General features: G+C 51.3%; 23 protein-coding genes. 21 read left to right on the top strand and 2 right to left on the bottom strand.

Annotated features, from left to right (window positions below; genetic code table 11):
* Nucleotides 1–18 precede the first annotated feature (18 nt).
* On the bottom strand, nt 19–210 hold the full coding sequence (locus JNE38_RS28325) for a putative motility protein (RefSeq protein WP_203354363.1): 192 nt from the start codon (nt 208–210) through the stop codon (nt 19–21).
* A gap of 138 nt (nt 211–348) precedes the next feature.
* Here JNE38_RS28325 and JNE38_RS28320 point away from each other — a divergent pair, with 138 nt between their 5' ends.
* From JNE38_RS28320 to cspD, 5 genes are all read left to right on the top strand, one after another.
* Nucleotides 349–1,158, top strand: a complete 810-nt coding sequence (locus tag JNE38_RS28320) for a motility protein A (RefSeq protein WP_203354362.1) — start codon at nt 349–351, stop codon at nt 1,156–1,158.
* Nucleotides 1,151–1,954 (top strand): OmpA/MotB family protein, encoded by an 804-nt coding sequence (locus JNE38_RS28315; protein WP_203354361.1) that lies wholly within the window; start codon nt 1,151–1,153, stop codon nt 1,952–1,954. The genes JNE38_RS28320 and JNE38_RS28315 overlap by 8 nt, the downstream gene beginning before the upstream one ends.
* A 292-nt stretch (nt 1,955–2,246) precedes the next feature.
* Nucleotides 2,247–3,047, top strand: coding sequence for a basic amino acid ABC transporter substrate-binding protein (locus JNE38_RS28310; RefSeq protein ID WP_203354360.1), 801 nt, complete (start codon nt 2,247–2,249; stop codon nt 3,045–3,047).
* Between the two features lie 87 nt (nt 3,048–3,134).
* Entirely contained in the window at nt 3,135–3,809 is a 675-nt protein-coding gene (locus JNE38_RS28305; protein ID WP_203354359.1) for an amino acid ABC transporter permease, read from the top strand.
* 92 nt (nt 3,810–3,901) lie between these two features.
* A complete protein-coding gene (gene cspD, locus JNE38_RS28300) occupies nt 3,902–4,099 on the top strand; it encodes a cold-shock protein CspD (protein ID WP_055746341.1) in 198 nt (65 codons plus the stop codon).
* A gap of 51 nt (nt 4,100–4,150) precedes the next feature.
* Here the strand turns inward: cspD and JNE38_RS28295 are convergent, their stop codons facing one another.
* Nucleotides 4,151–5,203: an HD-GYP domain-containing protein gene (locus JNE38_RS28295; protein WP_203354358.1), complete on the bottom strand. Its 1,053-nt coding sequence runs from the start codon at nt 5,201–5,203 to the stop codon at nt 4,151–4,153.
* Between the two features lie 212 nt (nt 5,204–5,415).
* Between JNE38_RS28295 and hpf the strand changes: the two genes are divergently transcribed.
* The 16 genes from hpf (at nt 5,416) to JNE38_RS28215 (ending at nt 24,524) form a co-directional block, all read left to right on the top strand.
* Nucleotides 5,416–5,976 (top strand): ribosome hibernation-promoting factor, HPF/YfiA family, encoded by a 561-nt coding sequence (gene hpf, locus JNE38_RS28290; RefSeq protein ID WP_203354357.1) that lies wholly within the window; start codon nt 5,416–5,418, stop codon nt 5,974–5,976.
* 216 nt (nt 5,977–6,192) lie between these two features.
* Nucleotides 6,193–8,715, top strand: a complete 2,523-nt coding sequence (secA, locus tag JNE38_RS28285) for a preprotein translocase subunit SecA (protein ID WP_203354356.1) — start codon at nt 6,193–6,195, stop codon at nt 8,713–8,715.
* 189 nt (nt 8,716–8,904) lie between these two features.
* Nucleotides 8,905–10,344, top strand: coding sequence for a S8 family serine peptidase (locus tag JNE38_RS28280; protein ID WP_203354355.1), 1,440 nt, complete (start codon nt 8,905–8,907; stop codon nt 10,342–10,344).
* A 229-nt stretch (nt 10,345–10,573) separates the two neighbouring features.
* Nucleotides 10,574–11,038, top strand: coding sequence for a hypothetical protein (locus JNE38_RS28275; RefSeq protein WP_203354354.1), 465 nt, complete (start codon nt 10,574–10,576; stop codon nt 11,036–11,038).
* Between the two features lie 116 nt (nt 11,039–11,154).
* Nucleotides 11,155–12,268 (top strand): peptide chain release factor 2 gene (prfB, locus tag JNE38_RS28270; protein WP_203354353.1). Its coding sequence is split into 2 segments (ribosomal slippage): nt 11,155–11,235 and nt 11,237–12,268, totalling 1,113 coding nucleotides; the frame shifts between segments, so codons are not numbered across the junction.
* A gap of 112 nt (nt 12,269–12,380) precedes the next feature.
* Nucleotides 12,381–12,779 (top strand): VOC family protein, encoded by a 399-nt coding sequence (locus tag JNE38_RS28265; RefSeq protein WP_203354352.1) that lies wholly within the window; start codon nt 12,381–12,383, stop codon nt 12,777–12,779.
* Nucleotides 12,780–12,877: 98 nt separating this feature from the next.
* Nucleotides 12,878–13,147, top strand: a complete 270-nt coding sequence (locus tag JNE38_RS28260) for a YciI family protein (protein WP_203354351.1) — start codon at nt 12,878–12,880, stop codon at nt 13,145–13,147.
* Between the two features lie 82 nt (nt 13,148–13,229).
* Nucleotides 13,230–13,619 (top strand): c-type cytochrome, encoded by a 390-nt coding sequence (locus tag JNE38_RS28255; RefSeq protein ID WP_203354350.1) that lies wholly within the window; start codon nt 13,230–13,232, stop codon nt 13,617–13,619.
* 141 nt (nt 13,620–13,760) lie between these two features.
* Nucleotides 13,761–14,804: an N-acetyl-gamma-glutamyl-phosphate reductase gene (argC, locus tag JNE38_RS28250; protein WP_203354349.1), complete on the top strand. Its 1,044-nt coding sequence runs from the start codon at nt 13,761–13,763 to the stop codon at nt 14,802–14,804.
* 15 nt (nt 14,805–14,819) lie between these two features.
* Nucleotides 14,820–15,620 (top strand): acetylglutamate kinase, encoded by an 801-nt coding sequence (gene argB, locus JNE38_RS28245; RefSeq protein WP_203354348.1) that lies wholly within the window; start codon nt 14,820–14,822, stop codon nt 15,618–15,620.
* A gap of 13 nt (nt 15,621–15,633) precedes the next feature.
* Nucleotides 15,634–16,818 (top strand): aspartate aminotransferase family protein, encoded by a 1,185-nt coding sequence (locus JNE38_RS28240; protein WP_203354347.1) that lies wholly within the window; start codon nt 15,634–15,636, stop codon nt 16,816–16,818.
* Between the two features lie 148 nt (nt 16,819–16,966).
* A complete protein-coding gene (locus JNE38_RS28235; protein ID WP_203354346.1) occupies nt 16,967–18,073 on the top strand; it encodes a carbamoyl phosphate synthase small subunit in 1,107 nt (368 codons plus the stop codon).
* The gene (carB, locus tag JNE38_RS28230) at nt 18,066–21,308 is read left to right on the top strand and encodes a carbamoyl-phosphate synthase (glutamine-hydrolyzing) large subunit (RefSeq protein WP_203354345.1); all 3,243 of its coding nucleotides are present in this window, start codon (nt 18,066–18,068) and stop codon (nt 21,306–21,308) included. The genes JNE38_RS28235 and carB overlap by 8 nt, the downstream gene beginning before the upstream one ends.
* Nucleotides 21,253–22,224: an ornithine carbamoyltransferase gene (gene argF, locus JNE38_RS28225; RefSeq protein WP_203354344.1), complete on the top strand. Its 972-nt coding sequence runs from the start codon at nt 21,253–21,255 to the stop codon at nt 22,222–22,224. The genes carB and argF overlap by 56 nt, the downstream gene beginning before the upstream one ends.
* Nucleotides 22,225–22,654: 430 nt before the next feature.
* The gene (locus tag JNE38_RS28220) at nt 22,655–23,206 is read left to right on the top strand and encodes a DUF5317 domain-containing protein (RefSeq protein ID WP_203354343.1); all 552 of its coding nucleotides are present in this window, start codon (nt 22,655–22,657) and stop codon (nt 23,204–23,206) included.
* The gene (locus tag JNE38_RS28215) at nt 23,190–24,524 is read left to right on the top strand and encodes an HD-GYP domain-containing protein (protein ID WP_203354342.1); all 1,335 of its coding nucleotides are present in this window, start codon (nt 23,190–23,192) and stop codon (nt 24,522–24,524) included. Before JNE38_RS28220 ends, JNE38_RS28215 begins: the two co-directional genes overlap by 17 nt.
* Nucleotides 24,525–24,601: the final 77 nt, after the last annotated feature.

Below are 24,601 nucleotides of genomic sequence, written 5' to 3'. Positions count from 1 at the left end.
TCGCTTTTTTCTTGCCCATCACACACTGATATCAATCTGCTTTCCGAGAGTTGGATGGGGTGCTTGGGCAGATACTTGTGCATTCGCAAAATCCTGCAGCATAACCATCGCCCCTGCCGCTTGAGTGGCCTGCGTCATTTTCAGCATACTCAGGCCAACGGTTTGCTGCAGTTGACTTACTTGGGCGCCCATGATGGAACTGATGTCCATAGGTTAATTCTCCTTTTCTTGTCAGATTCTATCTTTCCTTTATCGGCTTGGAAAACCTTTGCTATAATAATTAAATTCAATCTAACCGATATACCAAAGTAAACAGTTTTCTGAAAGAACACTAGGAAGGTGACACCATTGTCCACAAAACGCCGCTCGCTCCTCCTAATCGGAGCCGTCCTTCTCATCTTCATACACGCGGTCTACCTGAACGGCAGTATCGCCGATCTGTTGAACCCGACAGCCATCGAGCTGGTAGCGTTGTCTGTCGTGATCTCCTACGCGATCAAGCGCAAGCACCTGGACCTGAAAAAAATCACGCGCCTCTTGATCCACGGCCGGGAGAGCAACGTCGAGGATACGATCAAGCGCTTCTACTACTATGCGCTGGTGCAAAAGGAGCAGGGCTACATCACGCTGGAAAAAGAGCTCCAGCAGGAAAAAGACTCTTTCGTGCAGCGCGGCAGCTTGCTTGCGATCGAGGGGGTGCCGGAGGACGAGCTGCGTCTCATCCTGGAAAACGAGCTCAAAGGGGAGCAGTATCGCTACCAGCAAGCGGCGGGCTTTTTCCGCTTGATTAGCTTGCTTGCTCCTGGGATGGGGCTGGTCGGAACGCTATTGGGGATGACGGGCGTCTTGAAATCTCTCTCCGACTTTACCGTAACGGGCCACAGCCTGAGCGCAGCCGTCGTAGCGACGTTGTACGGGGCGCTGCTGGCCAACCTGTTCGCGCTGCCATGCTACTACCGGATGATGGATCTGTACGACCGGGAGATGTTTGAAAAGCGTCTCTACATCGAGGGCTGCGTCGGCTTGCAGCGGATGGAGACGCCGCGTCTGTTGTTTGAAAAATTGAATTCGTTCCTGCCGGGCGACCAGAAGCTGGTGCTGGTCAAAGAGGCGGGCAGCATGAAAGGAACGATTGAGAGGCAGGATCGCTATGCATGACGACCGGCTTTACGATGAAAAGGAGCTGGAAAAGAGCTGGCTGCTCAGTTATAGCGACCTGATTACGCTGTTGTTTGTCATTGTGGTGATTATAGCGGCTTCGCAAGCGGCAAACCTCCAGACGCAGCGAGCAGAGGCGCAAAAAGAAACCGCGAAGCAGCAGGCGACATTGCAGCAGGTCCATGAGAGTCTGGATCTGTTGAATCTGCAAAAGCTGGAGCTGCAGCGGGAAGTGCACCAGCTGGAGGCGCAGAAGAAGCTGCTGACGGGCTCGGAGGGGGAGACGCCACAGATCCCGGATGCCGCGCCGCCGCCACCGCCAGTTGGCTCGACAGAAACCGACGCTGCCGAACGGGACATGGAGACGGTCCGGACACAGCTATCCTCCGCCTTGGCAGAACTGAATCTCGATTATGAAGAAACGGAAGAAGGCTTGCGTATCCGTCTTCCGGTGAGCATTCTGTTCCCGAGTGGTTCGGCAGATCTGAAGCAGCAAGGGAAGCAAGTGGTCGGTACGGTAGCGGGGGTATTGAAGAGTTTTGGCAATCGGGTGCGTATCGAGGGGTACACGGATGATGTGCCGATTGCGCACAGCTCCTACAAAACGAACTGGGAGCTGTCGACGGGGCGCGCTATTGCGGTAATGCGTGAAATGGTTGATGCGTATACTTTACCGTCTTCGCGGTTTACGGTTGCGGGGCTGGGGGAATACAAGCCACTCGTGGATAATTCCAATGAAGAGAACCGTGCAAAGAATAGAAGAGTGGAGATTATCATTTTAGCGGAAAAAGAATAATTCGTATTTTTCTGCAAATAGTTTTGTTGAAAAGAAGGATTCCTGTGTATCAGAGAGAAGTATATCTGACAGGAATCTTTCTTTTTTTTCTGGCAACTTCTTGCTGGGCACGGTCGTTGGATCTCCAAAACAGCCGTGCAACGAGCAAGAAATTGTTATGCCCAGCTTGTGCACAACTCGATGTGGATAATGTGGATATCTCTGTGGAGAACGCAATAAACACATGATTATGTTGTGGATATTGTTGGGGACAAATGTAAAACAGAGATAGAATATCAAGGGGGTTTTACAGGTGAAGAACGGGAAAAAGTGGTTGGCAACACTTGCGTTGACCGTAGGGGTGGGACTTTTGGTCTCGGCCTGTGGATCGGGTGGTCAACAAGCTTCAGGAGGCGGCTCTGGCTCGGCAGCAGGAGATAGCAAAGTATATGTGGTCGGTACAGACGCAGCCTACCCTCCATTTGAAAAAATGGAAGCAGACAAAATCACGGGCTTTGACATCGATGTCGTCCAAGCTGTAGCGGATGCTGCCGGCATCAAGATTGAAGTGAAGAATACCGGCTGGGATCCATTGTTTGACGGCATTGACAAAGGAAATGTCGATTTGGGAATTTCCGCAGTAACGATTACCGACGAGCGCAAACAAAAATATGATTTCTCGGATCCTTATTTTGAGGCAAACCAGTTGATTCTGTTGCCTGAAGATTCGACCGTCGCCAAACTGGCGGATCTCAAAGGCAAAAAGATCGGGGTACAATCGGCCACCACTGGTGAGCAAGTCGTGAAGAAGGCATTTGGAGATACGTACGAAGGCATAAAAGGGTACGACGATACGCCGTCCGCTGTGGATGACTTCTTTATTGGTCGTGTAGATGCGGTTGTCGCGGATAACGCGGTTCTGCAGGACTATGCGAAAAAGATGAAAGACAAGAAATTCAAGCTGATCAAGGACGATTCCTTTGAAGTCGAGCACTACGGAATCATCGTCAAAAAAGGCAACGCCGACTTGCTGAACAAGATCAACCAAGGCATGAAGACGATCAAGGAAAACGGCAAGTTGAAAGAAATCAACGACAAATATTTCGGTCAATAAGACAGCAGCAATTGCACTCGGCGGGTGCGTCAAATGGCGTACCCGTTCCTTGTGCCTTGACGGGTTGCATCGAGAGGAGGCATGGGTATGGATTGGAGCGTAGTCTACGATTATCGGGAATTATTCATACGAGGTGTGTTCAATACGATTCTCCTGACGACGGTAGCAATCGTTTGCGGGACCATATTAGGTCTGTTCATTGGATTGGGTAAATTGTCGGACAAGGTGTATTTGAAAGCTCCTTCAGCTGTTTATGTGGAGCTGTTCCGCGGTACGCCTTTGTTTCTGCAAATCTTATTGATTCATACCGCGGTGATTCCAGGGGTCTGGGGGATCTTTTTTCCAGAGGCGAAAGTGCCGGAAGCTCTCTTTTCCGGGTTTGTGGCCTTGACCTTGAATGCTGCCGCCTATATCGCGGAAATCTTCCGAGCGGGGATCCAGTCCATCGATCCGGGGCAAATGGAAGCGGCCAGGTCACTCGGGATGGGCAAAGGAATGGCAATGAGGCTGATTCTTATCCCGCAGGCTTTTTTGCGCATGCTGCCGGCACTCGGAAATGAGTTTATTGCCCTTTTGAAGGACTCTTCTTTACTGGCGATTATTGCGACACCAGAGCTCGGGTATGCAGCGTTCAACGTCGCCAAAAATACATTCGAGCGTTTCCCTCCGTATCTCACCTCCGGGGCGATCTATCTGCTTCTGACCATTTTCCTCTCCCGTGTCGTCGTCCGAGGCTTGGAGAAACGATATACCCCTAAATAAAGGAATGGGCTTCCTGTTTTTGGGTAAACTAGAATCGAACCATGCAGGATATCTATCCTAATTTTTGGCAAAAGAAAGGGTTGTGCTGTTTCATGCAAGGCAAAGTAAAATGGTTTAATGCAGAAAAAGGTTTCGGTTTCATCGAGCGCGAGGGTGGCGATGATGTGTTTGTCCACTTCTCAGCGATTCAGTCAGACGGGTTTCGCAGTCTGGAAGAGGGACAAGCGGTAGAGTTTGATATTGTGGAAGGCGATCGCGGACCACAGGCTGCCAACGTCGTTAAATTGTAGAAAACATGAAATCCCCCTGGCCCATTGAACGGGTACAGGGGGATTGGTATGTTAACTGATCATTTTTTGGATGCGCAAATGGCGATGCTGGCGCAAGTCCAGGAAATCCTCGCCGCGGCGGACAAGAGGTCTCATCGGCTCGTCGTGATGAATCATAATAATTTCCACGTCATCGCCGCTGTTCAGAACGGCTTTGGAGCCTACGTACAACAGAACGATGTAATGAATGAAGCGGGACACGACCAAGGCATTTAATTTACCCGTACAGGCCTGCTCCCACAAGATGTTGGCAGCTTCAAATGGAGACGTGCCCTTGCGATACACCCGATCCGTACAGATGGCGTCAAAAACATCCGCAACGCTGATGATCTGGCATTCAAAAGGGATGGTTTCACTCGTGCGTCCCTCCGGATAGCCCGAACCGTCCAGACGCTCGTGATGGAGCAGGGCACATAAAGCCATCAGCTCGTTGGCATGTTCCATCGTGCGGAGCAACTGGCTGCCGTATTTCGTGTGACGTTTCATGATCGCGTATTCTTCATCCGTCAGGCTCTCCGGTTTTGACAACAGCTCATCGGGTATCATCATTTTCCCGACGTCATGCAGCAATCCGGCTTGCCCCAAAAAGTAGATGTCTTCCTCCGATTTCCCCATAAGCTTGCCGAGGAGGGCGGCGACAATGCCGACATTCAAGGAATGGCGGTACGTATAGTTGTCCGTGCCTTCTTTTATGTAGATAAAGCGCAGAAAGTCCCAGCGCTGAAGTACAGCATCCAGCATGGGGTAAAAAGCCTCGTTAAATTGCTTCAAGGAAGGGACACTGCCCGAAGCGATCTGCTTGAACAGCCCCTCCGTTTGCTGAACGGCTATCACGTATTGGCGGGTGGCTTGCGCTTCGTTCCAATGGAGGGTCGGCTCGGGCATCTCAGGAGCCTCGCCCGCCGCGGCGAGCATTACCTTATTGATTTGATGGGCTTCTAGTAGCCGTAAGTCACTCTGCTGCAATACAACGCCTGCGGGTAAGAGCAGCAGGCCATACTCGTTGTAAACGTCTTGCGCGAGTGTAGCTCCGATAATAGAGTGGGAAGGTTTCACCTCTGCCATGAGGATTCCTCCTGTGCGATATACGACCGCGAAATATGGTTGTGTGAGTGACTACTAAGGTATTATATCATAGGGAAAGTAGTAAGTATTGGTAAAATTCTGTCGATTGTTGAGTGATTGTAAAAATTTTGTGTGCGTTTTTTGAAGAGAAACAGGAGGATTATTTACAATTGCGCCGAATACCTTTATATAGACGGAAGGAGGTTGGAACCATGAAATTTAACATTCGTGGAGAAAACATTCAAGTCACCGAAGCACTACGAGAGTATGTGGAAAAGAAAGTCGGCCGTCTCGAAAAATACTTTGAAAGCACTCAGCCTACCGATGCTCAAGTCACGATGCGCGTTCATCGGGGCGAGGGGACGATCGAGGTAACGATCCCGCTTGGCGGAGTCATTATCCGGGCAGAGGAAACGCATGAAGACATGTACGCTGCTATCGATCTGGTAGTAGAAAAACTGGAGCGTCAAATTCGCAAGCACAAAACCAAGTTAATGCGAAAATTGAGAATTGATTCTGCTAGCAAAGCGGGGGGACGTGAAAGCCAACCGGTAGCAGTGGCGCTGGCTGATGGAAGCGATGAGGAAGATGTGTATATCGACATCGTCCGAACCAAGCGCTTTGATCTAAAACCAATGGATACTCACGAAGCTGTCATGCAAATGGATATGTTGGGACACAACTTCTTTGTCTTCCAAAATACCGACACGAACGATGTGAGTGTGGTGTACCGTCGCAATGATGGTCGCTACGGTTTGATCGAACCCAAATAACGAAACTTTATAGCCTATCACTCGTATAAGACTAGGGAGTTGCTATTGGCAACTCCCTTTACTTGTGTATATGTGAACAGATTTGTTAAAATAGATTTTTAGAGAGAGTTTATTTTCGGAAAATCTGTATCCCTGTTTCAGGGATATTTTGGAGCCCTCTCAAGGGGGAGCGAAAGTACCGTTTTTCACTTGAGAGCATATGGAAGGGGTGTCCTCATGTTAGGACTCGTTAAAAAGATTTTTGGCGATAGCAATGAGCGCGAAGTCAAAAAAATGTTTAAGCGCGTAGAATCGATCAATTCGCTTGAACCAAGCATAGCGGCTCTATCCGATGAGCAGCTGCGGGAAAAGACAGAAGAATTCAAAGCTCGCCTGCAAAACGGGGAAGATCTGGACAAGATTTTGAATGAAGCGTTTGCCGTCGTTCGGGAAGCATCCAAGCGGGTCCTCGGCATGAGGCACTTTGATGTGCAGCTCATCGGTGGTATGGTCCTGCAGGAAGGACGCATTTCCGAGATGAAGACGGGGGAAGGGAAAACCCTCGTAGCGACACTGGCCACTTACCTCAACGCATTGCTGGGAAAAGGGGTTCACGTCGTTACGGTGAACGAATACTTGGCCGAGCGCGACTCGACCATCATGGGTCAACTCTACAACTTCTTGGGCCTCACCGTCGGTTTGAACAAGAACGGACTTAGCGCGGAAGAAAAGCGTGAAGCCTACGCTTGCGATATTACCTACGGAACCAACAACGAATTTGGCTTTGACTACCTGCGCGACAACATGGTGCTGTACAAGGAACAGATGGTTCAGCGTCCGCTCTTCTATGCCATCATTGACGAGGTGGACAGCATCCTGATCGACGAAGCGCGTACGCCGTTGATCATTTCCGGCTCTGCGAATCGTTCGACGGAGCTGTACTACATCTGCTCCCACTTTGTAAAACGTCTGGAGCTGGAAAAGGATTTCACGATTGATGAAAAGCTGAAAATCGTGTCCTTGACCGATGACGGCGTGAGCAAGGTAGAGCAGGCGTTCAATATCGAAAACCTGTACGATACGGCACATATGACGTTGAACCATCACATTACGGCTGCACTGAAAGCGCAAGTCCTGTTCAAACGCGACGTGGACTATGTCGTTCAGGAAGGCGAAGTTGTGATCGTCGACGAATTTACCGGTCGTCTGATGGTAGGGCGTCGTTACAGCGACGGTCTCCACCAAGCGATCGAAGCGAAAGAGGGTCTGCGCGTTCAGAGCGAGAGCATGACGCTGGCGACCATCACCCTGCAAAACTACTTCCGTATGTATCAAAAGCTGTCCGGTATGACCGGAACGGCGAAAACGGAAGAAGAGGAATTCAAAAAGATCTACGGACTCGACGTTGTCGTCATTCCGACGAACAAACCAGTCGCACGTGAGGACTTGCCTGACTTGGTGTTCAAAACGGAAGCAGCGAAGTATCGTGCAGTGGTAAACGACATTGTAGAGCGTCATAAAAAAGGGCAACCGATTCTGGTCGGTACCATTTCCATCGAAAACTCCGAGCGTCTTTCGCAAATGCTGAAGCAAAAAGGCGTACCGCACAACGTCCTGAATGCAAAGCAGCATGCGCGAGAAGCCGAGATCGTAGCACGTGCGGGTCAATACGGTGCCGTCACGATCGCGACGAACATGGCGGGACGTGGTACGGACATTCAGCTGGGTGAGGGAGTCGCTGACCTGGGCGGCTTGCACATCATCGGTACCGAGCGCCACGAGAGCCGTCGGATCGACAACCAGCTGCGCGGTCGTTCCGGTCGCCAAGGGGACCCTGGTTCTTCCCAGTTCTTCCTTTCGATGCAGGATGAGCTGATGCGCCGTTTTGGTGCGGACAACATCATGAACATGATGGATCGTCTCGGCATGGAAGAAGATATGCCGATCGAGAGCCGTCTCGTTACACGTGCTGTCGAATCTGCTCAGAAACGGGTAGAGGGCTCCAACTTCGATGCGCGTAAAGGCGTACTCCAGTACGACGATGTGATGAACCAGCAGCGTCTGGTTATCTACAAGCAGCGTCGCGACATCCTGGAGAAAGAGGACCTGAGCGAAATCGCACTTGGCATGATCAACAGCGTCCTGGAACGCAATGTCGAGCTGCATTGTCCAAAAGAAGAGGTGCCAGAGGATTGGGATCTCCAAGCACTTGCGGATGCAGCCAACAACATGTTCCTGCATGATGAAACCATCACCGCTAAGATGCTGAAAGGCAAAGAAGCGGAAGAAATCATGGAACTCCTGAAAAACGAAGTCTCCAAGCAGTATGCACAGCGTGAAGCAGAGATTGGCGATATGATTCGCGAGTTTGAAAAAGTCGTTATCCTGCGCGCTGTGGACAGCAAGTGGATGGATCACATCGATGCGATGGATCAGCTTCGCCAAGGGATTCATCTGCGCGCTTACGGTCAGAACGATCCGCTGCGTGAGTACCAGTTTGAAGGATATGAAATGTTCCAGTCCATGGTCGCTGCTGTCGAGGAAGAAGTGGCTATGTACATCATGAAAGCGGAAGTGAGCCAAAACCTGGAGCGTCAGGATGTGATCCGAGGTCAAGGTATGGATCCAGATCAGCTGCAGACTTCAGGACCTTCCGAGCGCCCGGATTCAGAGACTTCCGGAGACGCCGATCCGAAAAACCGCGCGCAGCGCCGAGCTGAGGATCAGGAGCGCCGCCGCAACAACAAGCGCAATCAATAACACAAATAAAAGACGCGTGATTCGTCAAACATCCCTTCTTCAACAGCCTGGATCTGTAGGAAGGGATGTTTTTTTGCGTCTTTTTGTCCATTGGTGCAGAAACACATCGAACGATTTTTCTGGAGCAAGATATTGGAAATCCCTACAATGATATAAGTAAAAGTTAATTTACCGAAGGGAGAATGTCCGTTGAAAAAATCACTCAAGCTTGTCCTTTTGAATTCCACGTTGGTGGTAGGCCTGATGGCCACCGTGCTTTCTGCTGTGCAAGCACCTGTACTTGGGAAGAGCAAGGAGACGTCTTACCTGATCGCTTTCAAGAAAGACAATTTGCCAAATGATTTCGAAGAGCAGATTGAAGATGCAGGTGGAGAGGTTGAGACGGTGGTTGAGGAGATTGGGATCGTGTCGGCCAGCTCGGATGATCCTAACTTTTTGGACAAGCTTCGTGAATCCACTGATGTACTCGCTGCGGAGGAAGAACTGGAAATCCACTTGGACGAAGAGGACCCAGAAGCAGCGGATGGCCAGCCGATTACGGACATTCCACAGCCTGACTGGGATGACCCGGATCAAAATTACCACGATTTGCAGTGGGATGTGAAACGGGTGACCCATGATTTTGACTCGCATGAAATTAGCAAAGGAGATTCAGATACGGTCGTCGGGATCATTGATACCGGATTGGATTTTGATCATCCGGATTTGAAGAAAAATGCAGATGAGAAAGGCAGCAAGACGTTTGTGCCGGGAACAGATGACGCGTGGGATGAAAACGGCCATGGCACCCATGTTGCTGGTACCATCGCAGCGGATGGCAAGGTGTTGGGGATTGGACCTAAGCTGACGGTCCGCGCATACCGAGTATTCGGAGCGACAGGCGGAGCGCAGCAATCCTGGATCACGGATGCGCTGGTAGCTGCGGCAAATGACAAGGTGGACGTAGTGAACATGTCCCTGGGCGGCTGGCGTTGGATGGCGCAGAATTATGGAGAAAAGGGTGATTCTGCTTCCATCGTGGCGTATAAACGGGCTGTTCAATATGCCGTTAAGAAGGGCGTGACAGTAGTCGTTGCTGCCGGAAATGATTCGAGGGATCTGGGCAGTTTGCACGACATGCAGGAATATTGGAAGGACACCTATGGATTGGATATCAAAGGGCCTTCCCGGGTTGTCCCTGCTCAGCTCCCAGGAGTCATTACGGTGTCTTCCTCCAATGAATGGTCAAAGGATCAAATCGCGTTTTATTCCAATTATGGCAATCCGATCGACATCGCCGCGCCAGGCGGAGACAACGGTCCAGAATACGACGCCCTTTATCGGGAAGACCCGAAAGGTGACTACCTCGATAAGCGTGATTTCCGCTACCGTGCGTTGTCGACATGGCCAACCTACCTTCCGCCGTATTTTACCTCCAATCTAAAGGGATATGCCTATATGCATGGAACGTCGATGGCAGCTCCAAAAGTGGCTGGAATCGCTGCAGTCATCAAATCCGAGCATCCGAATTACAGCCCGGCACAGGTGGCAGCATTAATCCGGAAGACAGCAGTAGATTATGGGAAAAAAGGTCAAGATAAGTACTTCGGCGCGGGTGAGGCTAACATTTTTGAGGCACTCGAAGATTGATGATACGGCTAGAACCTCTGAGCATGTGAACTCAGAGGTTTTTTTCTGCCCTGATTCCTGCCTGCTAGACAGCGTTCGTCCCATTCCTTTGTTCCTCGTCGGCATCGCTCCGTCGATTTGTCTAACACTGGAAAATGCCATCGAACGATTCTAGTGGAAATCCTTTCAAAAAACCATAGAATCGTAAGTACAACACTTTTCCAAATACACGATGACGGGGGAATGAACAATGAAGACGACAGTCAACGTGATGGGCATACAAGCAGTGAATATCCTGGAACGCATCGCCGTGACACTGAAAGCTGTGCTGCGGGTAGGAAAAGAAAATAGATCCTTACAAATCATTCATGGAGAAAAAGATAAAACCGAAGACACCCAAATAGAAGTATTTACAGCGCGAGACCCGGTATTTCCGGAAGAACGACTCGTTTCGGAAATCCCGCAGCCGCTCTGGATGAACGCATTGCTCGTCGATCCCAAGGCCATGATCGATCAGGGGCATAAAGAAGGAGCAGCTGGATTGAATTATCCATACAAGAAAGTGAATAAGAATACAAAAGCGCGAAAACGAACGACTGAATCGCGAGGCACACATCTTACGCTGGTCAGTGCTCCCCAAGTGAAATCGGCACCCTCTCGCGAAATTCGAGACTTCCGCTCCTCGCCCTCGCCGCCAAACTTGACCGGAGGATGAAAGGGCCCATATAGAAAATGAATCACCTTCCCCCTGCTTGGCACTCTGTCAGGTTGCGGATCTGGCAAATTACGATACAATAAACATAGCTTAAGGAAGAGAAGGTGATTCGCAACATGGCATTAATCGATATTGCGGACATCAAACAAGAGATGTCCAGTATGGCTAAGCGTTTAGCAGATATCAGGGGGTCTCTTTGACCTCCCAGTAAAACAGGAGCGGATTGGTGAACTGGAAGAGCGCATGCTGGCACCCGACTTCTGGGACGACAACGATGCAGCGCAAAAGACAATCAGTGAACTGAACGCGGTAAGAAGCCTCGTGGAGACGATGGGCAAGCTGGATTCCCAATACGATGACCTGCAGCTGATGCTCGAGCTGGTTATCGAAGAAGGGGAACAGTCCCTTATTCCGGATTTGTATGACAGCACCCAAGAGCTGAAAAAAGCGTTTGAGAGCTTTGAGCTGGAGCTCTTGCTGAGTGATCAGTACGATAAGAACAATGCGATCCTGGAGCTGCACCCTGGAGCGGGTGGTACGGAATCTCAGGATTGGGCGTCCATGCTCCTGCGCATGTATACACGCTGGGGCGATGCCAAAGGCTTTAAAGTAGAAACTCTGGACTATTTGCCTGGTGACGAAGCGGGCGTAAAAAGCGTGACGCTGTTGATTAAAGGGCACAATGCGTACGGGTACCTAAAATCAGAAAAGGGGGTCCACCGACTCGTACGGATTTCACCATTTGACGCTTCCGGACGCCGTCACACGTCCTTTGTCTCCTGCAACGTCCTGCCGGAGATTGAAGACGACAACTCGGTAGACATTCGTTCGGAAGACCTCAAGATTGACACGTATCGTTCCAGTGGTGCAGGTGGACAGCACATCAACACGACTGACTCCGCCGTTCGGATTACCCACTTGCCTTCGGGAATCGTCGTGACGTGTCAAACAGAGCGTTCTCAGATCAAAAACCGCGAGCGTGCAATGAAAATGCTGACAGCACGACTGTTTGAGCGCAAACGCGAAGAGCAGGAAAAAACGATGGCAGCCATTCAGGGCGAACAGAAAGACATCGCATGGGGCAGCCAGATTCGTTCGTACGTCTTCCACCCGTACAGTCTGGTCAAGGACCACCGCACCAACGTAGAAGTGGGCAATGTGCAAGCGGTCATGGATGGGGAGATTGACGTCTTCATTGACGGTTATTTGCGAGCGCAAATCAATCGCTAATCAGAGCGCGACAACGGCATGGAGGATTCCATGCCGTTTTTTTGTGCAAAGGGATCGCTGGGAATGATAAAATTCGAATGAAACAGACAAGCGTCAAGGAGGAGATGGGGACATGATAAGAAAAGCGGAGCACGTAGCGATGATTGTTACCGAAATGGACAGGTCGATTGCGTTTTACCAAGAGATGTTTGGTTACCAGGTGCGTCTGAGAGGGCAATCACCGATTCGGGAGATGACATTTTTGTACCATGACAATCAGCCAGGCTTTGAGATCGAGCTGATTCGCGATTTGACGCCGATGGGCGATTACTCCGAGCAGGGCCTCGTCAACCACTTGGCGTTTACGGTAGATGATATCGATGAGGCGATCAACCATTATCGAGAAAAAGGAATTGAGTTTAAGACCGAAACGCCTAACCCGTCGCTGGATGGGGGCAGAACGATCTTTTTCTACGGCCCGGACCGTGAGCTGTTGCAATTCGTAGAGCCAGGACCGGACAGAAGAGCGTAAGAAAATTAGCGTATAAAAAGGTTTACCCGTTTGTCCGCAAAGTGGTACCTTGATAGAAGGATTGCGAATAAATTGACTAGTTAAAAGGAGAGAGCCACATGCTGTATGCAGCCTTTTTGCCGATCATCGATCAAGAGCTGAACGCAAAAGTAAGACCAGCACATCTGGAGTATCTCAATGAACTGTACAAGCAGGATAAGGTATTCATGGCGGGTCCTTTCACCGATAAGGAAGGCGGACTCGTGATTTACAAAGCGGCTTCTCTGGAAGAGGCCAGAGGGTTGGCGGAAGCGGATCCAGTGGTGGCGGAAGGCGCCCGTACACTGGAGCTGCGCGAATGGAGCCCGCTGGAGTTCCCGCTGCCTTAACTTCCTTTGTTCCAAAGGAATGAGTTTGGGGCGCATGAGGCATACTTAGCGAAGAATTATCTAGTAAAGGAGGAAACAGCCCATGAAACGTTTATCCCTTTCTGTGGTTGCGGCTGTACTCGTATTCTCGCTAAGTGCCTGTGGCGGAGCTAAGACTACACAGCCGCCAGCCAATCAGCCGTCGCAAACCCCTGCAACGCAAACCCCAGCAACGGAAACGCCGTCCACGACTGCTCCATCGGGTAGCTACGACGCCGCAACCGCTGAGGCACTGTTCAAGAACACATGCGCAGGATGCCACGGTCAAACGCTGGAAGGCGCAGTAGGTCCGAACCTGCAAAAAGTCGGTTCGCAATTGAACAAGGATCAGATCTTGGAAATATTGAATAAAGGTAAAGGTGCCATGCCTCCAGGCTTGGTAAAAGGTGCCGATGCCGAGACGCTGGCTGCATGGCTGGCGGATAAGAAATAAACGGTTTTTCAGAGGGAAGCGTCCGATTCGATCGGGCGCTTTTTCTATTTCTGCAGGTTTTTAGGGTTGTATTCTCCATGAATTTTTATTATTATTCATGTATAAAAATACAGAACATTCGTTGGAGAAGGGGAGAGATCTATGATTCGGGTCGGGATCGTTGGGGCTACCGGTTACGGCGGTGCGGAGTTGATACGTCTGCTGGCGGGTCATCCAGAGGTTCGAATTGCCAATTTGTATTCTAGCTCAGCGGAGGGGGAGTCGCTGGAAAAAACATTTCCTCATGTGTCCGGACTGGGTCTGCCCACTCTGTCGCCTATTGAAGCGAAAAGCATGAGCGTGGATAACGATGTCGTTTTTCTGGCGACGCCGGCAGGGGTGAGCGCTGGGCTTTCCCCGCAATTGATGGAGCTCGGCGGAGCAAAAGTAATCGACCTGTCCGGAGATTTCCGTTTGGAGAGCGGGGATGCTTACCGCAGCTGGTACAAACGCGAACCGGCACCGGTCGAGTGGGTGCAAAAAGCGGTGTATGGTTTGACCGAATGGAATCAAGAGCAGGTAGCGGGCGCCTCTCTCGTAGCCAACCCTGGATGCTATCCAACAGCAACCCTGCTTGCATTGATCCCGATGATGCGGAGCGGATGGGTAAAACCAGGCAGCTGGATCGTCGACGCCAAATCGGGTGTATCCGGAGCGGGACGAGGCATGTCGATGGGGGTTCACTACAGCGAAATCAATGAAAGCATACATGCATACAAAGTAGCCAAGCACCAGCACACGCCGGAAATCGAGCAGGAGCTGGCGAAGCAGTCCGGAGTGGAGTCCTTTGTCCAGTTTACACCTCACCTGGTTCCCATGACGCGCGGAATCCTGGTAACCGCTTACGGGCAGCTGGAGGCAGGGGTGTCCCAGCAGCAGGCTCAGGAGCTGTTTGAAGCGACGTACGCAGATAAAGCGTTCGTACGGGTACGCCCTGCAGGCAGTCATCCGCATACCAAAGAGGTGCTCGGATCCAACTACTGCGATATCGCCGTTCATGTGGATGAACGCACGAGCAGAGTCGTTATTTTGTCCGTCATTGACAACATGGTCAAAGGTGCAGCAGGTCAAGCGATTCAAAATATGAACGTCATGTTCCAATTGCCAGAGAAAGCCGGACTGCCACTCGTGCCGGTGTTCCCATAGGGAGGAGGAGAGCGGATGCAAGGAATCGTAGTCATCAAATGCGGCGGCTCTACGATGGATCAGCTGCCGGATACCTTCTTTGGGGCCATCGCCAAGCTGCAGGCAGAGGGCAAGCAGATCGTCATCGTCCACGGCGGGGGCCCTGCCATTAACGGCATGCTGGATCGGGTGCAGATCACTCCCCAGTTCGTTGAGGGATTGCGGGTGACATGCGAAGATACCCTGCGCGTGGTGGAGATGGTGCTGTGCGGGAGCATCAACAAGGCGCTGGTGCGAAAGCTGACACAAGCAGGAGCGAAAGCGTGGGGAGTCAGCGGGATCGATGGACAGACACTGATCGCAGAAAAGACGGCAAAACCGCTGGGCTGGGTCGGTGAAGTGAAGCAGGCGGATACCACGATACCACTGGCCATTCTAAACCAAGGCTACGTACCGGTCATCGCTCCGTTGTCTGTCAGTCTGGATGGAGCGGATGCGTTTAACGTCAATGCAGATATTGCAGCAGGAGCGGTGGCGGCAGCGCTGTCGGCAGAAAAGCTGGTCATGGTGACCGACGTTCCAGGCATCCTGCGTCCACAGCCGGATGGCAGCAAGTCTCTGGTACAGGAGACAAGTGCAGAAGAAATCGGACAGATGATAGCAGATGGCATCATCACTGGCGGAATGATTCCGAAGGTTCAGGCGGCTTTGGATTCTTTGGGGCAAGGTGTCAATCAGGTCGTCATTTGCCGAGGGACAGCCGAGGACCTTTTGGCTGTCGTCAGCGATGAGGCAGCTGGCACGACTGTTCGGATGAATGCCAAGCAGCCACAATAAGGAGGGATAGGGAATGAGTACAGTAGCAGCACCATTTCATCTCATGAATAACTATGCAAGATGGCCCATCAGTCTGGTCAAAGGCCAAGGCAACCAGGTCTGGGATGATCAGGGCAACCAGTATCTCGATTTTACTTCCGGCATCGCCGTTACCTCACTGGGGCATGTCCCGCCAAAAGTGACAGCCAAGCTGCATGAACAGCTGGATACGCTGTGGCATTGCTCCAACCTGGTGCACGTACCCCAGCAAGGAATCCTGGCTGAAAAGCTGAGCCGTCTGTCCGGATTGGATCAGGCTTTCTTCTGCAACAGCGGGGCGGAGGCAAACGAGGGATTGATCAAGCTGGCCCGCCGTTATGCGCAAAAAGTAAAAGGGACGGAACGCTTTGAGATCATCACGTTTGAGCAGTCGTTCCACGGACGTACACTGGCGACTTTGACGGCGACTGGCCAAGACAAGGTGAAGGATGGGTTTGCCCCGTTGCCACAAGGCTTTGTCACCGTGCCTTACAACGATTTGGAAGCAGTAAAGTCCGCTGTCACCGACAAGACGTGCGCGATCATGCTGGAGCTGATTCAAGGCGAGGGCGGGGTCCATCCGGCGGGAGATGCCTTCGTAAAAGGTTTGCGTGAATTATGCGATGCGCATGGCCTGCTCCTGCTGGTGGATGAAATTCAAACGGGAATCGGCCGCACAGGCACCTGGTTCGCTTTCCAGCAGTATGGAGTGAAGCCGGATGCGATCTCGCTGGCAAAAGGTTTGGGCAGCGGATTCCCGATCGGAGCGGTGGTCGCGACCAAAGAAGTGGCGGAAGCATTCGCTCCCGGTACGCACGGAACCACTTTTGGCGGCAATCCGTTGGCTGCGACAGCGGGCATTGCGACGCTCGATACCATGGAACAAGAAGCCATTCTGGATAAAGTGGCAAAGGTCCATGAGCTGCTGATTCAGGAGCTCACGCAGCTAAAAGCAGCGCATCCAGACAAAGTGGTAACGGTTCGCGGAAAAGGCCTGCTGCTCGGGGTAGAGCTCTCGATTACGGCTGCGGCTGCAGTCAATTATGCACGAGAAAAAAAAGGCGTCATCCTGCTGATGGCAGGGCCGAATGTCGTTCGATTGCTTCCGTCCTTTATCACGACAGAAGCGGAAGTGAAGCAGGCGATAGCGGCTCTGGACGAAGGATTGTCACAGGCGTAAAAGCAAATAATGTGTGCATGGGAAAAATGCAACGAGTGGGAAAGGACAAAAAACTCGTTGCATTTTTATAATTACGAATGTATATTAATACAAAGAGTTGCATAAATTCTCGGTAAGTGTGCCCTTTGGAGAGGAGTGGCTTTCATAGATGAGTAGAGAGAAAAAAGGACTAGGTGTAGGTTATCTCACGCTGGAGAGCGGAGAAGTGTTCACGGGGACCTTGTACGGTGCCCCGATTACGGGATTCGGCGAAGTGGTTTTTCATACAGGAATGACAGGTTATCAGGAAGTGATGACAGACCCCTCCTTTGCGGGGCAGATCGTTACATTCACATATCCATTGATCGGAAATTACGGAGTGAACGAAAGAGACTACGAGGCAGCGCAGCCGGCATTGACTGGAATGATCGTGAGCGAGCTGTGCATGGAACCGAGCCACTACGAATCGACCAAGACGTTGGCACAGGCAGCCGAGGACTTCGGGTTTCCCATTTTGGCTGGCATCGATACCCGTACCATCACCAAGCGGGTTCGTCAAAACGGTCCTGTGTTCGGCGTGATGTCCGATCGTCCACTCGAGGTGGAGGAAGTCGTGGCCATGCGCTACAAGCACGCCAAAAAGTCGCTGGTGGCAAACGTATCCAGCCAGCAGATCGAACGCTATCCTGGCATCGGAGAGCATGTCGTGCTGGTCGATCTGGGGATGAAGCAGTCCATTGTGGATTCGCTGCTGGCAATAGGCTGCCGCGTAACCGTGGTGCCCTTTGACACGACCTTTGCCCAAATCAAGGCCCTGCAGCCGGACGGCCTGATGTTCTCCAATGGCCCTGGCGATCCGGAGCACTTGCTTGCTTATTGCAGTGAATGGCGCAAAGCGGTGGAGCAGTATCCGACGCTGGGCATTTGCTTGGGTCACCAAGTGCTTGCCCTCATGTACGGTGGCAAGACGGAAAAGCTCGCTTATGGACACCGCGGCAGCAACCATCCGGTCAAAGAGCTGGCAACCGGCAAAGTGTACCTGACTTCGCAAAACCACGGGTACGTAGTCAAAGAAGAACAGCTGGATAAGCGATATCTGGTGGTGTCCTATCGCAACGTCAACGATGGCTCGGTCGAAGGACTCCGCCATCTCAGCTTGCCCGTTTTCAGTGTGCAGTTCCATCCGGAGGCACATCCCGGACCAAGTGATACCTCTCACATTTTCCAACAATTCTTGCAGTCGATGCGCGTAGTAGGAGCGAAGAATTATGCCTAAATTGTCCCACATCCAAAAAGTATTGGTTATCGGTTCAGGCCCGATCGTCATTGGTCAGGCAGCAGAATTTGACTATGCGGGCGCACAAGCATGCCTTTCTCTGAAGGAAGCGGGCGTGCAAGTCGTCCTGGTGAATAACAATCCGGCTACGATCATGACGGATGAGCAAGTAGCCGACAAAGTATATTTGGAGCCGCTGACAGTGGAATCCGTAACAGCGATCATCGCGAAGGAACGTCCAGACGGCCTCTTGCCGACGCTGGGCGGCCAAACCGGTCTGAATCTGGCCGTAGCCTTGTCAGAAGCGGGTGTTCTCGAAAAGTACAAGGTAGAGCTGCTCGGTACACCGCTCGCTGCGATTCAAAACGGGGAAGACCGTGAGCTGTTCAAACAACTGATGCAACAAATCGGCGAGCCTGTACCCGAGAGTGACACGGTCGAATCCGTGGAAGAGGCGATCGCATTCGCCAGCTCCATCGGTTATCCGGTCATTGTGCGTCCAGCCTATACGCTGGGTGGCGCAGGCGGCGGGATTGCTGAAGACGAGGCTACGCTGCGCATAGTGGCTGCTGGCGGTATCGCTGCAAGCCCGATCGGACAGGTGCTGATCGAACGCAGCGTCAAAGGCTGGAAAGAAATCGAGTACGAAGTCATGCGGGATGCCAACGACACCTGCATCATCGTTTGCAATATGGAAAATCTGGATCCGGTCGGCATTCATACGGGAGACAGCATCGTCGTAGCGCCTTCCCAGACGTTGACGGATCGCCAATATCAAATGCTGCGCAGCGTATCGACCAAAGTGATCCGTTCCTTGGGCGTAGTAGGAGGCTGCAACATTCAATTTGCGCTTGACCCGAATTCGGATCGATATGTACTGATCGAGGTAAACCCGCGGGTGAGCCGCTCCAGTGCGCTCGCCTCCAAAGCGACTGGATATCCGATCGCGCGTATCGCGGCAAAATTGGCACTCGGCTATGGGCTGGATGAAGTGCTGAACCCCATTACTGGTTACACATACGCGAGCTTCGAGCCTGCGTTGGACTACATCGTCGTGAAAATCCCGCGCTTCCCGTTTGACAAGTTCCCGCTGGCAGATCGTAAGCTGGGCACGCAAATGAAAGCGACTGGAGAAGTCATGTCCATTGCTCGCAACCTGGAGGCAGGGCTCCTGAAGGCCGTGCGCTCCCTGGAACAAGGCTGCACGCACCTGTCCCGGCCAGAGCTGGCTTCGTGGTCCCGCGAGGAGCTCTCCCTAGCGCTGCAGGAAGCGACAGACATTCGCTTGTTCGTGTTCGCAGAGGCGATTCGCAAAGGCTTTACGGAAAAAGAGCTGCACAGCCTGACGGGTGTCGATCCGTTCTTCCTGCGCAGCCTGCGGAAGATCATCGATTTGGAAGTCGAGCTGGCTTGCTGCGAGGACGGCGAGCTGCCGACAGAGCTGCTCCTAGAAGCGAAACGCCGCGGCTTTGCAGATGAGACCATCGCTTCTCTGGCAGGACGGACAGCTGCCGAAGTTAAAGACCTGCGCCAGCAATCGGGCATCGCACCGACCTACAAAATCGTCGATACATGCGCCGCTGAATTTGATGCGCAAACCCCTTACTACTATTCCGACTGGCAAGGAGTCGATGAGGTCACTGCCTTGCCAGGTCGCAAAGTGCTGGTACTCGGCTCCGGCCCGATCCGGATCGGACAAGGGATTGAATTTGACTACTGCTCGGTCCATGCTGCCAAGTCGCTTCAGAAGAACGGCATTGCTGCGGTTGTCGTTAACAACAATCCGGAAACCGTGAGTACGGACTACGAAACAGCTGACCACCTGTATTTTGAACCGCTTCATGCAGAAGACGTGCTGCATATCGCTGAGCGCGAGCAGGTAGAAGGCGTGATGGTGCAATTCGGCGGCCAGACAGCCATCAACCTCGCCGCCAAGCTGGAGAGAGCGGGTCTGAAGGTAATGGGAACGTCTCTGACAGCGATCGAGCGTGCAGAAGATCGCGAGCTGTTCTACGAAATGCTGCGCAAGCTGGACATCCCGCACATTCCGGGGAAAGGAGTCTCCTCTCTGCAGGATGCCACCGCGATCGCGGAAGAAATCGGCTTCCCCGTCCTGATGCGTCCGTCGTATGTCATCGGCGGCCAGGGAATGGTGGTCGTGCAAGATCTGCAAGAACTCGAGGCGACGATCAACGGCTGGCTGAATCACCCGGACAGCAAAACGTTCTTCCCGTTGCTCGTAGACAAATACGTGCCAGGCAGCGAGGCGGAAGTCGACGCGGTGTGTGATGGTGAAAGTGTCATCATTCCTGGAATCTTCCAGCATGTCGAAAAGGCTGGAATTCACTCCGGCGACAGTGTGGCTCTGTTCCCGGCGCCTGGTCTGTCGGACGAAATCAAGCAGACAATCGCCAGCTATACGGAAGCGATCGCGAAAGAAATGGGAGCGGTCGGCTTGATCAATATCCAGTTTGTCATTGATGGCAGTACCGTGTACGTGCTCGAAGTGAACCCGCGTGCGTCCCGTACTGTTCCAATTACGAGCAAAGTGACGGGCATCCCGATGGTGCAACTGGCTGTTCAGGCACAGCTGGGTGAAAAGTTGGCAGGCATGGGCTACGGAACAGGGCTGCTGCCGGAGATCCCATTCGCTGTCGTGAAGGCTCCGGTATTCTCGACCGTGAAGCTGAACGGTGTGGATCCCGTATTGGGACCTGAAATGAAATCAACCGGCGAAGTGCTAGGCTTGGGTCGCTCTTTCGCAGAAGCTGCCGGCAAAGCATTCGCGTTTAAAGACAACTATTATGGCGACTGGCAAGCGGGCGATCTGGTCATCGTGTCACTGAAGGATGGGGATAAGCAGGAAGCGGTGAGCAAGACCTTGGCACAGCTTCAAGAAGAAGGCGCCGTGCTGGCAGCGACAGCTGGAACGGCTGATTGGCTGCAAACAAACGGGGTAGCTGTCAGTCACGTGATTGAAAGTGAGAGAAAGCTGATCGAGCTTCTGCAAGCGAAGAAAGCAGCTTTTGCCCTCATTACAGCAACAATCGGAAACCGCCATGGCCGAGCGGGCTTTGCGCTCCGTGGCCGTTTGGTGCAGCAAGGTGTACCGCTGTTTTCCGCCATCGAGACCTTTGACTTGTACGTGAAATCCATTTTTGAGAAAAGAGGTGGCTCGCATGCAGCCAGTGAAGATATTGGAACACTTTCCAAACTTGCCGCTCAGCAAGCATAAAGGAAAGGACCTGCTCAGAATCGACGAGTTCAACGGAGAAGAATTGATGGAGCTGCTGCATCTGGCAGCTCACATCAAACAACTGCAAAAGCTGGGGCAGCCGTTCCAGCCTTTGCAAGGCAAAACACTCGGCATGATTTTCGATAAGGCATCGACACGTACGCGTGTGTCCTTTGAAGTAGGTATGTACCAGCTTGGGGGCATGGGGATGTTCCTGAGCGGGAAAGAGCTGCAGCTCGGCCGCGGAGAGCCGATCAGCGATACCGCCAAAGTACTCTCTCGTTACGTCGATGCGATCATGATCCGCACGTTTTCCCACTCTTACGTAGAAGAGCTGGCAGAGCATGCATCCATTCCGATCATCAACGGTTTGACGGATCTGTATCATCCTTGCCAGGCGCTGGCTGACATGCTCACGATCTGGGAGCACAAAGGAAAGCTGAAGGGAATCAAGCTGGCGTACGTGGGTGACGGAAACAACGTAGCCAATTCTCTGGTGCTGGCGGCAGTCCTGCTGGGCATGGACGTAAGGGTGGCTACACCGGCAGGATACGAAATGGACAGCGCCATCGTACAAAAAGCCATCGAGTACGCGCAGCAAAGCGGCGGCAAAATGATGGTGACTACAGACCCTGCCGAAGCGGTAGCGGGGGCAGATGCGGTATACACCGACGTGTGGACCAGCATGGGCTTTGAAGCGGAGAACGAAGTGAGAATGAAGGCGTTTGAAAACTATCAGGTGAATGAAGATCTGGTAGCACTCGCAGATCCCCACTATCTTTTCCTGCACTGCCTCCCGGCTCATCGCGGCGAAGAAGTGACAGCAGGAGTCATCGACGGCGCTCGTTCGTTCATCTTCGACCAAGCGGAGAACCGTCTGCATGCACAAAAGGCCATTTTGGCAGCTCTCGTGTGAGGATAGTGCTAGTTCTTTTGCACCAATTCGTAATTAAATCTAATAGACTATGAATATATGATTGCCGAATTTTGTCACTTATGTGTAAAATATAGGTATGAAAGTCGCAAAGAAGTACGGACTGTATTTGGTCGCTTGGTCCGTATGGAGCCAGTAGCGAATCCGCCCTTTTCTTGTAGAAAAGGAAAGATGCGCAGGGGCTGTACGTGGTCGCTTGGCCCCTGGGTTATGACCAGTAGCGAAGCCAGCTTTCTCCACGATGCTTGAAGGGGGGAAATAGATATGAAAAAATGGTTCGCGGCAATTTTGATGGTGGTAGCAATCGTAGCGGCTACTTCTGCAAACTACAACATTGGGTAATATTGAATGAAACAAAACACCGCTTGTATTAAGAGTGGTGTTTTTTCTTCAATAACTGGAGGATTGTTATATGCTACTGGATGTAATTTGTTTGTCGTTTATTGTCGCGCTTATTAGGGGCGGTAGAATAAAAGAATTTCCTAAATTCAGACGACTCACTTTTCTCTTTGTAAGCATCGCATTGCAAATTTGCTCCGCACTTTATCCCCCTGCAGGTGGGATATTAATTTCAATTGCATACTTATTTATATTGCTTTTTCTCATATTCAATCGGCATTATGAAGATATTCGAATTTTCATGGTGGGATGGTTTTTAAACGCCATTGCTATTTGGTCCAACCAAGGCAAGATGCCGATTGATTTAGAACAAGCCAAAAAGCTTCCCTATGATTTGACTCCAGTGATTAATGGAACTAACTTTAAGCACAGTGTATTAAATGAAACTACCAATCTGCCTTTTTTAACAGATGTAATTTACATGCCTTCTATTATCCCGAGAGTAATTAGTATAGGGGATATATTTATTATGTTGGGTGCATTCTTGTTGGTGCAGCGCTTTATGAATAAACCAATCTCGCTATTACAACTCCGAGAAGGAAAAAGCTATGCGACTAAAAGTTGAGGTACGTTCAAAAATAAAAACGTTAATCGTTCCAATTGGATTTCCAATTGCGGCTCTTCTAATATTTGCATCATTATTACCTGAATGGGAACCCCGCGAGCACTGGGGGATCCTATTCGCTTACACTTTATTAACCATTTTTTCTACCTTTGCTCCAATCAGAACCTTAAATACGATATTAACTTTGAATAATGCAGTTATATTTTCAGGAATATTGCTTTTTGGGGCTTGGGTAGGAGTATGGTCAGCGGTTGTCGAAACATTAACATTAGCTTTTTTAATGCGATTCAATCCAATAAAGGCATTAGCAAATATAGGTCAACTAGTCATTACCATTTGGGCAGTAGATTACTTGAAGAACGCTTTGGAGTACTTTTCTTTATCCCCTATGTTTACCGATCTCGTTATTGCTGGTGCTTACTGGTTTATTAATATCGTGCTTTGTGCTTTAGGTATTTCCTACTTTTTCCAGACGAGCTGGTATTCAACTGTAAAGAATATGGCAAAGGGGACGACTCTTACATATTTATTGTTGATGGTGATGGCAGGTATCGGATCTCGTCTTGTAGAGATTTACGGTATATCAACTGTTATTCCGATGATGGCGGCTTTTACCACTATGAGCTTTGTATTTCACCAATACTACGACAGCCTCAACAAGCTCCATCAAAAGGTGGAAGAGGTAAAATCGTTCAACCACCGGTTTTTGACAACGATGGCGGCTTCCATCGACGCGCGAGACCGCTATACGAGCGGCCACTCTCAGCGGGTAGCCCACTGGGGCCGTGAGATTGCCAGGAAGATAGGCCTGCCGCCAGAGAGAGTCGAAGAAATATACGTAGGCGGAATCCTGCACGACATTGGCAAGATCGGCATTGAAGATGAGATTCTGAACAAAAAGGGCAGACTGACACCGGAAGAATACGACAAAATCAAGCAACACACGGTGATTGGTTACGAGATTATTCTGCAGGCTGGGATGTTTAATGAGTTGCTGCCAGCCATTCGCTCTCATCATGAGCGCATAGACGGCAAAGGCTATCCGGATGGACTGGTCGGAGATGAAATCCCGTTGATGGCAAAGATCTTGGCGATTTCGGATTCGTTTGATGCGATGGTAGCGGATCGTCCTTATCGAAAAGGGCTGCCAGTGGAGGAAGCTCTGAATGAAATCCGGCGTGGATCCGGTACGCAGTTTGATAAGGAACTGGCAGAACACTTCATCGAAATCATCCAGGCATTGCCTTGCGAAGAATTAGAGAGCATTATTAGCCAAGAAACGCAAACCCAAAAACAGTTGCAGGAGGCGATCCACTAACGGTGACTCCTGTAACTGTTTTTTGATTTGGGGAGCTCTGTTTGCTTGCATCCAAAACGGATACGGGACATACTGGT

Source organism: Brevibacillus choshinensis (assembly GCF_016811915.1).
Lineage (GTDB): Bacteria > Bacillota > Bacilli > Brevibacillales > Brevibacillaceae > Brevibacillus > Brevibacillus choshinensis_A.
The sequence above is the reverse complement of the archived record's forward strand: the minus strand, read 5'-3'. Positions and strand labels throughout refer to the sequence as shown.